The 11,878-nt window shown below is 34.7% G+C and carries 12 protein-coding genes and 1 tRNA gene; 5 read left to right on the top strand and 8 right to left on the bottom strand.

Annotated elements, in window-relative coordinates:
- Window positions 1-154: 154 nt before the first annotated feature.
- The gene (locus tag ACFOWA_RS00740) at window positions 155-751 is read left to right on the top strand and encodes a master DNA invertase Mpi family serine-type recombinase (protein WP_378980855.1); all 597 of its coding nucleotides are present in this window, start codon (window positions 155-157) and stop codon (window positions 749-751) included.
- Window positions 752-810: 59 nt separating this feature from the next.
- Here ACFOWA_RS00740 and ACFOWA_RS00735 read toward each other — a convergent pair whose 3' ends face one another.
- From ACFOWA_RS00735 to ACFOWA_RS00720, 4 genes are all read right to left on the bottom strand, one after another.
- The gene (locus ACFOWA_RS00735; protein ID WP_378980853.1) at window positions 811-2,205 is read right to left on the bottom strand and encodes a tyrosine-type recombinase/integrase; all 1,395 of its coding nucleotides are present in this window, start codon (window positions 2,203-2,205) and stop codon (window positions 811-813) included.
- Between the two features lie 17 nt (window positions 2,206-2,222).
- A tRNA-Ala gene (locus tag ACFOWA_RS00730) sits at window positions 2,223-2,296 on the bottom strand.
- 186 nt (window positions 2,297-2,482) lie between these two features.
- Entirely contained in the window at window positions 2,483-3,130 is a 648-nt protein-coding gene (locus ACFOWA_RS00725) for a CatA-like O-acetyltransferase (protein ID WP_378980851.1), read from the bottom strand.
- Window positions 3,127-3,819, bottom strand: coding sequence for an HAD family hydrolase (locus ACFOWA_RS00720; RefSeq protein WP_378980849.1), 693 nt, complete (start codon window positions 3,817-3,819; stop codon window positions 3,127-3,129). The genes ACFOWA_RS00725 and ACFOWA_RS00720 overlap by 4 nt, the downstream gene beginning before the upstream one ends.
- Before the next feature lie 75 nt (window positions 3,820-3,894).
- On the opposite strand from ACFOWA_RS00720, the gene ACFOWA_RS00715 reads away from it, so the two are divergent.
- Window positions 3,895-4,509 carry a Crp/Fnr family transcriptional regulator gene (locus tag ACFOWA_RS00715; RefSeq protein WP_378980847.1) on the top strand — a complete coding sequence of 205 codons (615 nt, stop codon included), beginning with the start codon at window positions 3,895-3,897 and terminating at the stop codon, window positions 4,507-4,509.
- Window positions 4,510-4,790: 281 nt separating this feature from the next.
- A complete protein-coding gene (locus ACFOWA_RS00710; RefSeq protein WP_378980845.1) occupies window positions 4,791-5,417 on the top strand; it encodes a carbonic anhydrase in 627 nt (208 codons plus the stop codon).
- Between the two features lie 121 nt (window positions 5,418-5,538).
- Here the strand turns inward: ACFOWA_RS00710 and ACFOWA_RS00705 are convergent, their stop codons facing one another.
- The gene (locus tag ACFOWA_RS00705; RefSeq protein ID WP_378980843.1) at window positions 5,539-6,303 is read right to left on the bottom strand and encodes an SDR family NAD(P)-dependent oxidoreductase; all 765 of its coding nucleotides are present in this window, start codon (window positions 6,301-6,303) and stop codon (window positions 5,539-5,541) included.
- A 7-nt stretch (window positions 6,304-6,310) separates the two neighbouring features.
- On the bottom strand, window positions 6,311-7,150 hold the full coding sequence (gene kduI / locus ACFOWA_RS00700) for a 5-dehydro-4-deoxy-D-glucuronate isomerase (protein ID WP_378980841.1): 840 nt from the start codon (window positions 7,148-7,150) through the stop codon (window positions 6,311-6,313).
- 218 nt (window positions 7,151-7,368) lie between these two features.
- Between kduI and ACFOWA_RS00695 the strand changes: the two genes are divergently transcribed.
- Window positions 7,369-8,679 (top strand): peptidoglycan DD-metalloendopeptidase family protein, encoded by a 1,311-nt coding sequence (locus ACFOWA_RS00695; protein ID WP_378980839.1) that lies wholly within the window; start codon window positions 7,369-7,371, stop codon window positions 8,677-8,679.
- Between the two features lie 2 nt (window positions 8,680-8,681).
- Window positions 8,682-9,104: a secondary thiamine-phosphate synthase enzyme YjbQ gene (locus ACFOWA_RS00690; RefSeq protein ID WP_378980837.1), complete on the top strand. Its 423-nt coding sequence runs from the start codon at window positions 8,682-8,684 to the stop codon at window positions 9,102-9,104.
- A 13-nt stretch (window positions 9,105-9,117) separates the two neighbouring features.
- Here the strand turns inward: ACFOWA_RS00690 and ACFOWA_RS00685 are convergent, their stop codons facing one another.
- Window positions 9,118-10,086: a YihY/virulence factor BrkB family protein gene (locus ACFOWA_RS00685; protein WP_378980835.1), complete on the bottom strand. Its 969-nt coding sequence runs from the start codon at window positions 10,084-10,086 to the stop codon at window positions 9,118-9,120.
- A 175-nt stretch (window positions 10,087-10,261) separates the two neighbouring features.
- Complete coding sequence (locus ACFOWA_RS00680; RefSeq protein WP_378980833.1) at window positions 10,262-11,581, bottom strand: DUF3887 domain-containing protein; 1,320 nt, start codon at window positions 11,579-11,581, stop codon at window positions 10,262-10,264.
- Window positions 11,582-11,878 lie beyond the last annotated feature (297 nt).

The following is an 11,878-nucleotide window of genomic DNA, read 5'->3' as shown; positions in this document are numbered from 1 at the left end:
ATTACCCAACTGTCACTGTTTACAAAATTAGTTTGTATCGCATTCTGTTTAATAAAAACGCTGAAATTTTGTCACTTAAAATCGTCTGATTTAAGTTAATCAAGTTTGGTTTAAATTAACTGTATACATTTACAATTTATTTAAATTAAAAAACATGATTTACGGATACATCAGAGTAAGCACAGACAAACAAACAGTAGAAAATCAACGCTATGAAATCAATCAATTTTGTGGCAAGCACACTTTCATTGTTGATAAGTGGATAGAAGAAACCATATCAGGTTCAAAAAGTGTTGATGATAGAAAACTAGGAAAGCTCCTTAAAAAAATGAAAAAAGAGGATATTCTAATTTGCTCAGAATTATCTCGCTTAGGCAGAAACTTGTTGATGATTATGGGGGTTCTTAATGAATGTATGAATAGAGATATCCAAGTATGGACTATCAAAGACAATTATCGTTTAGGTAGCGATATAAATTCAAAAGTCTTAGCATTTGCATTTGGCTTATCAGCAGAAATAGAGAGAAATCTCATTTCACAAAGAACTAAAGAAGCGCTAGCAAGGAAAAAAGCAGAAGGGGTTATCCTAGGGAGACCTAAAGGAAGTAAATCTGCCACAACTAAACTTACCGGGCACGAAAGAAAAATAAAGGAACTGTTAGATAGAAAAGTCTCTTATAGTGCAATAGGCAGAATATTGGGTGTTCATCGCTTGACTGTTTCTAGCTTTGTTGGAAAAATTACAGCCTAGCTTTATTGTGTTCCAGTACCAGGATTTACTGGAACACGATAATAAAGCTCCAACAAAAGTTAAATGGCCGGAATAGTTTTATCAGATTTAACAAATTTCAGCAATTCCTTCAAATAGGTTTCGGTTTCCGAAAGACTGCCATGCCTGTTGGCTGAACAAATTTCTGCAAGAGTCCATCCCGCCCTAAATTTTCTCACGTTTGAAAGATGTTTAAAAGAATAAAGTGTATAGTTTTTATCCAACAAACCGGTTGCCTCCAAACATTTTTTAAATCTGTTATAAGCATAATTTTCAGCGCACATTTTGTGTGAAATAAATGTGTCCGCAGAACCAAGGAGAAAATATTCTTTATCAAATTTTTCTATCTGTAATTTATCAAGTTCTGCTCTTAGGCTTACATCGATATTTACAGGAATTGACTTTTTGTTTTTTGAGACGACACCGGGTATTGTGATAGTATTGTCCTCCAAATCGATGTACTTAAGCTGCAAGAACCGGAGTTCTTTTGGTCGAATGCAGGTGTAATAAATCATCCGCACAAAGAGCTGGCAATATCTGTCATTTTTATCAAGCCAGTCCATGATAACCTTGAAATCACGTTCAGTAAAAATTTGATGGGACTGAGTCGGCATTTTTTTTCGCGTTTCGCAGTCGGTAACGGGATTCTCAGGAATGTATTTATTCACCTTTAAATACCTAAAAAAATTATTAAGACCTATTCTGCAGTTATTATAGGTTACTCCAGCCCACTTCCCCTCCCTTTCCTTAAAGTTCAAAAAATCGGCAATGTCAAAATCAGTAATCTTATTTACCTTTTTATTTCCCCCATGATATTTAATAAAAGAGTTAACTGTTGAGCGGTAAGTACTGATTGATTTTGGCCTGGTTCCTTTGGCTTTGTGGTAAGATTCGAACAGCAACAGCGCTTCATTAAGATCAATGCCAATCAGTTCCTTTTTTAACCGGGCGTTGGCGTGTTCATCCAGAGGATTCCAACCACCTTCGAGTGCAATTTTGTAAGCCTCACAAAGATTATTAAAATTCCTGAGTTTTTGCTTTGGGTCCTTTATCCTGTTAAGCTTTCTGGTTACCCTGATCCGCTCCATACGCTCTTCCGCTGCATTGTGAAAGAAGAACTCCACATACCAACTTTGCCTGGCAACTTCTTTTTCCATGGTACTTCCCGCAGGAACCTTAATTATGGCCCGTCCTTTTACGACACGGGGAATAGTATATGGCAGTTCAGGAATTTCCATAAAGGCAAAATTCGCCCCTCGAGAATTTTTATCTTGCAACTGACGTTCGGGATACCCACCGTTTTTAGACTTTTCGTTAGAAGAATTTTGGTTTTTTCGCCGTGCCGGGCGGGGTGAATTTTGACCTCCCGAGGCGTTTAGTGGCAGACTTGTGTCAGAGTTTGAAGACAAAGAATCTTCTAAGTCATTGTTTTTCAATGACTTAGAAGTACCTGTGGAGAATATCGGATTCGAACCGATCACCTCTTCACTGCCAGCGAAGCGCTCTAGCCAAATGAGCTAATCCCCCAGGTTTGTAAAAATCAATAATCAAATTATATTATCAGTAAATTACCAAAAAAACAATCGATTATAGATTATTAAACAAGCATAGAAAAATCAATAATCAAATTTAAACTATCAATTATAGCTATTGCTTGTGCAGCAAAAATAGCAATTAGTTTCTCTAAAGCAAATGAAATTTAATGGTAAAAATTTAATCCTCGTTTAATACAATTGATTTTTTACTTAGTAATTCCTGATACGCATCTACAAACTGAGCGATGTGAAATCCATCCATTAAGGCATGATTAGCATGGATAGAAACTGCCATGATTTTTTTCCCGGCTTCATCTCTTACTTTTCCAAACGATATTTTAGGGCAACTATCTTTGTATGAATAATTTCGTGCATGAGATAGAGAAGTAAAATTTAGCCAAGGGATTGCCGAATAATGGATAACATTCTCTCCGGAAGATGCTGCGATTAATCCTGTTGAATTTTTAACCTTTTCGATTTCTTTAATAGCTTCTACCTTAAAATCTTCAAAGTTTTTATGAAAATCCGTATAACTAAAACCAAAGGTTCCGTTCGGACGATTAATGGTTGCAGATGCATGAACTGTATCGTATTTCCAAACCTCACCTTCAATTATTCGATATTTAAAATTCTCTACTTTGTTGGCTGCAATTAATGATTTATGCAAGTAGAGCAGAAAGAAGGAAACTTCCAATTCTTTTGCCTCTCTGTATGTTTCGGTACAATCTACATCAACCGTAACACCAAAAAATGGCTCTTCAAAAGTGCTAAAAAAGTTAAAATGGTCTTTTCTTAACCAAGTATTTATATTTATTTTTTCTCTCATATTAATTTTTTTAAAACGTCTGCAAGGCTTTCCATTTGATAAAAATTTGGATGTTCAATGGTGTGATCGATATGCTCATGAACCCAGGTTGTATGGTAAGGAATGTGTGCGGCATGTCCGCCAATAGATAGCACAGGCAAAACATCCGATTTTAAGGAATTGCCCAGCATTAAAAATTCTTCTGGCTTACAATCTAAATGCTTCAGTAGTTTCTGGTAATCCTTCTCCTGCTTATCGCTCATAATTTCTATATGATGAAAATAATGATCCAAGCCAGATTTTGTGAGTTTTCTCTGCTGATCCAACAAATCGCCTTTTGTAGCAACAACCAATTTGTATTTACCAAACAAGGTTTTTAAAACATCATCCACTCCATCCAATAACTCTACAGGTTTGTTTAGCATCTCCTGCCCCAATTGCAAAACCCGATTTATTATTTCCAGGTTTGCTTTGCCTTCAGTTATGTTTAAAACTGTTTCTACCATACTTAACATAAATCCTTTAATACCATAGCCATATAGCGGTAAATTGGCAATTTCTGTTTTGTATAATTCAGCCATGATGTTATGCCGAGGCAAAAAATCTTCTAGCAAATCGGCAAACTGCTCTTCGGTTTCACGGAAATAGGGTTCGTTAACCCAAAGTGTATCATCAGCATCAAAGGCAATAACCTTTATTTTATTTTTCATTGTTATGCTTACTTTAGTGCTGCAAAAATAAATTAACCTAAATTAAATCGGAAGGACATTTGTCTCGCTTAAACTATGCTACGAACCAACCTTGCTTTTCTAGATTTAATCGAGCGCTTGTACGCTGAAAGCAATGAAACAAAAAACATTACCTTAAAGGTATTTCCGGCCCGATATAGGTTTATAAATCAAGGCGAAAACATTAGATACATTTACATTATTAAAGATGGAATTACTAAATGTTTTATATCTGAAGAAAACGGGAAAGATTTTATCATTGAATTTTTAGGGAAAGGTGAAGTTGTTGGCGAACTGGAAGCTATAAAAAAAATAAACTGCCTTTGTAATGTTGAAGCCATAAGCGAAGTAACCGCTTATGTAATTCCAGATTTTTATTTCTTAAAACTGATTGAAACGAATGTCGAATTTACAAAGATTCTACTTCAAGAATTATCTACCAGGATTATTCAAACGAGTTCTAGAGCATCGTTTCAACAACTTTACACGCTAGAATATGGCTTGATAAAATTATTGAAATTACAAGCTGAAGAAAACATAGCAATTTCTAAAGAAGATATGGCAGCTTACCTGGGGATATCTGTAAGAAGTTTCAACAGAACATTGCAGCAATTGAAAGCAAAAAATAATGTTGATGAAAACCTAAGAAAGTTATTAGAAAAGTTAGGATAAGTTAAAAAATTAGGCTTACGAAACCTTAAATGTTCATACGGTTCACGTATTATTCTAATTGATTACTTTCAAAGATTCTTTATTAAATTACGTACTACAAAAGAAATTTGAGAAAACACCCTAAATCAAAACATTCTACTATATCGTTTTACTACATTTTGCTATGTATTAATCTTTTAGAAAAGCATGCTAAAATCAAAATCTTTCTTAGTTTTATATCAGATTTACATCCTAAATTAAACTCATAAAATTATTTTAACCAATAATTACAATTTTAAAAGATGAATTTACAAGACGTATTTAAGAACAATGAAGAATGGATAGGCAGAAAATTAGCCAACAATCCAGATTATTTTACTGAATTGGCAAAAGGTCAAACTCCAGAGTTTTTATACATAGGCTGTTCAGATAGCCGCGTAACTGCTGAAGATTTAATGGGTATCCAACCAGGACAAGCCTTTATTCACCGTAATATTGCCAACCTGGTAAATAATGTTGATTTAAGTGTAATGACGGTTTTGAATTATGCCGTTCGCCATTTAAAAGTTAAACATATTATTGTTTGTGGCCATTACAATTGTGGTGGTGTAAAGGCTGCAATGCAACCTGCAGATATGGGCATTTTAAACCCTTGGTTGAGAAACATTCGTGATGTGTACCGCACACATAAAGATGAACTTAATGCTATTACAGACGAAGGTGTTCGTTACAATAGATTAGTAGAATTGAATGTTCAGGAACAATGCGTAAACCTTTTAAAAACCGCAGCAGTACAAGAAGCGATAACTTTAAGAGGCTTAACCGTTCAAGGTTGGGTTTTTGATATTCACACTGGTAAAATAATTGATTTGAAAATTGATTTTGATAGCATTTTAAAAGATATCAAAGAAATTTACAACCTATTTTAATGAAAAAACACTGAGTAATCGAACAATAGAACTTTGGTTATTTAGCTTAGAGTATCATAAAAGAAAGTCTGGATTTTTAGGTTTTGAACCTTCAATTCAGACTTTCTTTTTTTATTAAAATCTATCTTCCCATCCAACCACCATCGACAGTTAAAATGGTTCCATGTACATAATCTCCAGCCTTTGATGCAAGGAAAACAGTTGGACCTTTAAAATCTTCTGGAGTTCCCCATCTGCCTGCAGGAATTCGTGACAAAATTGAAGTACTTCTATCCTCATCTTCGCGTAGAGCTGTTGTATTATCTGTTGCAATATAACCAGGCGCAATTGCATTAACGTTTACGCCTTTAGCTGCCCATTCGTTGGCAAAAGCTTTTGTTAACGAGGCGATGGCGCCTTTGCTTGCAGCGTAACCCGGCACCGTAATCCCACCTTGAAATGATAATAAAGAAGCTGTAAATATTACTTTACCACTTCCTCTGGCAACCATATCTCTTCCAATTTCTCTTGTTAAAATAAATGGAGCAGTTTGGTTAACAGCAATCACCTCATCCCACATTTCATCTGGGTGTTCGGCGATTGGTTTCCGTAAAATGGTACCGGCATTATTAATCAATATATCAATCACAGGATGATCTGCCTTTACTTTCGCTGCAAATTCTGTTACCGCTTCTCTTTTACTAAAATCGCATTGGTAAGCATAAAACTTTTTGTCCAAAGCTGTAACTTCTTTTTCTATTGAACTTCCTTCTAATTCTAGACTTGCAGAAACGCCTATAATATCAGCACCAGCTTCTGCCAAAGCCAAAGCCATTGCTTTTCCAATTCCTCTTTTACATCCGGTTACCAATGCAGTTTTACCCGCCAAATCAAATATATTTAACATCCTATTTTTACTTTAGTTCAGTAATTGCATAATGATCCATATCACCATAATCTAAATTTTCACCAGCCATGCCCCAAATAAAAGTATAATTACTTGTTCCGGCGCCAGAGTGGATTGACCAATTTGGTGAGATTATAGCCTGATCGTTTTGCATCCAAATATGACGGGTTTCTTGCGGCTGACCCATAAAATGGCAAATACTTTGGCCTTTAGGCACTTCAAAATAAAAATAGGCTTCCATCCTTCTATCATGTGTATGCGCAGGCATGGTATTCCAAACACTTCCCGATTTTAGCTCTGTCATACCCATTTGCAACTGACAAGTTTGTACAACACTATTTACTAAAAGCTTATTTATAATTCTATGATTAGCCGTTTCAGGTGTACCCAATTCTACAATTTCAGCATCCGTTTTACTTACCTTTTTTGATGGATAAGCATGATGAGCTGGCGCAGAATTGATGTATAGTTTAGCAGGCTGGTTACTATCAACAGATTCAAATGAAACTGTTTTTGTACCCCTTCCAATATACAACGCTTCTTTATATTCCAATTCAAATGTTTTTTCATCAGCCGTTACAATAGCCTTTCCACCTACATTAATTATTCCTAACTCCCGTCTTTCTAAAAAGAAATTGGCTTTTAAATCATCAGGATTGGGTAAATATATTTTCTGACCGACAGGCATTGCACCACCAACAATATATCTATCAAAATGAGATAAAGTTAAATTTACCTGGTTTGCTTCAAAAACATTTTCTATTAAAAAATTTTCTCTTAAGGCAGATGTGTCCATTTGCTTTACCTCTTTCGGACTTTGAGCGTAACGGCTTTCGAATATATTCATTGATTAAATTTGAGATTGATTCTGGGTTTGATTGATAATAGCAAATATATTTATACAAAGGTTAATAAGTGAATGATTGGAGTAAATTATTAATAATTAACGTTAATGTAACGTTTTTCATTTGTCATCATAATCATTACAATAACGCATTACTTACGCACAAACTTGTAACTGGTTTATTTGTTATCCTTTGTACTACAAAACAATTAAAAACATAAATGAAGTTAATACAATTACTTTCTATATCTATAATAGCGACATTACTATCGTGTAAAACTGGGTCGGTTAATTTATTTAAGGCTGCATCACCACATGAAGCTTACCAGCGCAAATTGATTACAGCGGGTTTAGAGAAAACCGCATTAGGTTCTGCCTGGATAAATGCATCTGCGTTAAGCATGCAAAAAGCGTTAAAAATAAACTTACCATATAAAGAAACTGGGTATTTTTCTGCAGAGAAGGCCATCGCTAGCGCATATAAATTTAATGCGGTAAGAGGGGCAAAAATAAACATTTCGTTAAAGAAGAAACCAGAAAATGGTGTAGCAATTTACCTTGATGTTTGGCAATTACCCATTGAGGGTGATGCGAAACTATTAGCATCTGCAGATACTTTAGGTAACGATATTAAATTTGATGTTGACGAAACAGGAGATTATTTAATTAGGTTACAGCCAGAACTGTTGAGAAGTGCCGAATACACGTTAGAATTAACATCAGGACCATCATTAGGATTCCCAACTAAAACAGGGCGGGCAAATATTGGTAGTTATTGGGGAGATGGTAGAGATAAAAATAACCGAAAGCATGAAGGTGTTGATATTTTTGGGCCGTTTAGAAGTCCTGTTGTAGCAACCAGCAACGGAACGGTTACAAGAGTTAACGAAAATAACCTAGGTGGCAAGGTAGTTTGGTTTAGACCAACTGGTAAAGATTATACTCTATATTATGCGCATCTCGACGAACAAATTGCTAAAGAAGGAACCCAAGTTTTAGCAGGCGATACTTTGGGATTGATGGGTAATACTGGAAATGCCCGTACAACCCCACCGCATTTGCATTTTGGTATTTACACTTTTAGCGGTGCAATAGATCCGTTACCCTTTATAAATCCTACGGTTAAAAGTTTGCCAAATGGTGTTGCTCCATTATCCAATTTAAACAAAACCCTTAAAACAACAGGTAAAGTAAGTTTATTGGAAGGCAATATTACAAACGCTTCAAAACTAATGGATTTGCAAACAGGAACTATTGTTAATGTTAATTCGGCTACTGGAAATTATTACAAGGTAACTTTGCCCGATGGCAATACTGGCTTTGTAAAAAGTAATGAACTTTTACAGATATCAAAAGCAAATAAGAAAGTTAAAATAACTGCCGCTAATGCAGTAATTTACGATAATCCAAATTCACTAGCACCAATTAAAGGAAATCTACAAGCCGGTATAAATGTTAATGTTTTAGGTAATTTTGGAGATTATAACTTGATAATTGATGATGAATCAAATACGGGTTGGATAAAAAAATAGAAATGAAAATATATCAGCAGGCATTTGCATTACGAGAAAGAAAACGTGGGTTTCATTTAATTACGGATGATATTATAAATGCTTTCCCCGAAATTAAAACTTTGAAAACCGGTATTTGCCAGATTTTTATTCAACACACATCAGCTTCGCTAACCATCAATGAAAATGCCGATCCAACGGTAAGGTTAGATTTCGAAATGTTTTTTAATAAATCAGTTCCAGAAAACGACCCCGATTATGAACATGACTATGAAGGTTCGGATGATATGCCTGCCCATTTAAAAGCTGCCTTATTGGGCAATTCTGTAACCATTCCTATTAAAAATGGCAAATTGGCTTTTGGTACTTGGCAAGGTATTTATCTTTGCGAACATAGAAATTATGGTGGCCAACGAAATGTAATAGTTACCGCCTGGGGTGAATAAAATACCTTAACGACTATTTATCAGGAACTTGTTCTCTAATCTCTTTATGATTGTCTTGTATGGAGTTTCCTTCGGTTTCTATTTCTATCTCTTTAGTTGTTACTGCGTAGTGCGATGGATGAATTTCTGAACCATAAGCAATGGCAAACGCTTTAGTAAACTCTGCTCCGAAATACAAAATGATAGATGAATAATAGGTAAACAATAGTAAAATAATTAATGAACCTGCTGATCCATAAGTGCCGCCCACATTGCTTGAACCAATGTAAAAGGAGATAGCAAATTTACCTATCATAAATAAAACAGCAGTAACTACCGCACCTGATATCACATCTCGCCATTTAATTAAAGCATCTGGCAATACCTTAAAAATAACACCAAATATCAATGAAATTACCCCAAGCGTAATAATTTGATTGATTATATAAAAAACTACAACTGAGATATTTTGAAAACGGGCTTGCAATCGTTCATTAAAGCCATCTAAAACTGTTGTTACAGAAAGGGAAACCAATAAGATAAAACCTAAACTTACAATTACTGAGAATGATAAAAAACGATTTTGTAACATCTTTAACCAATCTCTTTTAGGTTTTGGTTTCAACCCCCATATCATATTTATTGAATCTTGAATATCGCCAAAAACAGTTGTAGCACCAATAAGTAGCGTAATTAAACCTATTGTAAATGCCACGGTACTTTTACCGTTCAAATATGCTCCCTTAATTATTTCTTGTAATTCTAAGGCAGTATCTTTACCTAAAAAGCCAGCCAACTGACCATAAACCTGACCTTCCGCAGCCTCTCTTCCTAAAAAAATACCGCAAAGAGAAATGATTACCACCAACAAAGGTGCCATCGAAAAAACGGTGTAATATGCTAATGATGCACTTAATTTAGTTACTTTATGATTGGTGAAACCTGTGAACGAAGCTTTTAAAACTTCCCAAATTCCCTTTGCTGATACTTTCTTCTTTTTCATAAATGCTTCGGCTGATATAATAAATATCAAAACCGAAGATTTTACCCATTTGTTTGCAAATCTTAATAAAAAGATAGAAATAAGTATTGGTTGGTCATTCTTAAACCATCCAAATATTCTAACAGCGAGAATTAAATGAATATTTTAAAAAAGAATAAAAATTCAATTTCTGTACTTATTTAATTTTAATCCAGGCAACAATATCATTAATTAATGTAGCCGATACGCTTGAAAATGCTTGGTATTGAGCGCCAGTTCCCTTTTCCACTTGCTGACTTAAAAGATGATTTAATTCAGGATAAAATTTAAATTCAGCGTTTTTGTTGTTTGCTAATCCAGCTTTCCACAAATCAAAATCCTGTTTCGAAACCTGGTAGTCATTTCCTCCTTGGATAACAAAAATTCGTGGTTTTGTTAACTTCTGTGCCGCCGCAACTTGGTTGTAATTATTAAGATCTATCCAATATGAGGCCGGTAATCCTAATATTATCGAATCTGGCTTAATCGTACCCAATTGAGTTATTCTACCTTTATCAATTTCTTTAATTGCTAAATCAAATTGCGATTTAGCATTTTTAGCGGTGTCGTTTGTTTTCTCGAACAAATATTTGTTTTGTTCTTCAATCATATCGGCTAGTTTTCTTGCGGGTGCAGCGGCCAAAATAATTCCGCCTAAATCAGGCACAGCGGTTGCAATTCTTGGAGCAAGCATTCCACCTAAACTATGTCCGAAAAGATAGATGTTCTTTAAATCAGCACCTGGAATTGTTTTTGCCATAGCTAGTGCGGCTTGCGCATCATCCATCACCTCTTCTTTAACCGTAAAAGCTTTTCCAAACTCATAAGGATAAATTAAAGTTCTTTTAACGTATCTGATAGAGCCAATGCCTTGAGCAGCCAATCCAGCCGCTAAATCTTTAAATGGTTTATTCGGCCCTACAGTTTCATCCATATCGCCAGGACCAGAACCATGCACAAAAACCACCACAGGAAAGTTTTTATTGTTTTTCGGAGTGGTAATTACCGCCGCAAGTTGGTGTTTGGCATCTGTAATATAAGCTTGCTTTTCTGAGTATAATGTTGTATCAGCATAAGATGGAGCTAAATATTTGGAAACTGTAGGTTTTGGAGCAAGAAAAAACCCGACAATTTTCTGTGTTTTGTTAAATCCTAAAATGAAATTCTGACTGCCACGTTCAAATTCACCTTCTACAGTTACTGCAAAAAACTCACCTTGAGTTTTACTTTGAGTTGCATCCAAAGCTTTAGCCTTACCTAAACTTAGATTAATGTCTGTCCATAGTTTTTTTAATTGCTCTTCTGATAATTTTGATTTAACTGTTTCATCAAAATTATTATAAGCTTCTGTGTATTTTTCCTCTGTTAGAAGTTGAAAAAAGTTATTAGCACTATTAAAAAGGCTGATTACGTTTTGAGAGAATGATGCGGTTGATATAAATAATAGCGCAAATGCCATTAAAATTACTTTCTTCATGAATGTTGTATTGTATAAATTGTTATAGCGATAAACCAAAGTTAATAATATTTGATTCCTATTTTATTAAATTACAACTAATTGATTAGTTTTTTTAATGTTAATAGAAGCTTTTGATTTATCCAAGTAACATTTAAATGTCTTCGATTTAAAAAAAATTAAATAAATTTTAAGATGCTTGCAATAAATAGAGATTTAAGCGTTTATGTATGTGAGAGCGTTAATTTAGATGACGGGGATGCTGCTTCGGCGGAATCCCCGTTTCTTTTTTTTACAAGCTTTTCCCTCAAATTATCG

It is taken from the genome of Pedobacter lithocola (assembly GCF_042650845.1).
GTDB classification, from domain to species: domain Bacteria; phylum Bacteroidota; class Bacteroidia; order Sphingobacteriales; family Sphingobacteriaceae; genus Pedobacter; species Pedobacter lithocola.
The sequence above is the reverse complement of the archived record's forward strand: the minus strand, read 5'-3'. Positions and strand labels throughout refer to the sequence as shown.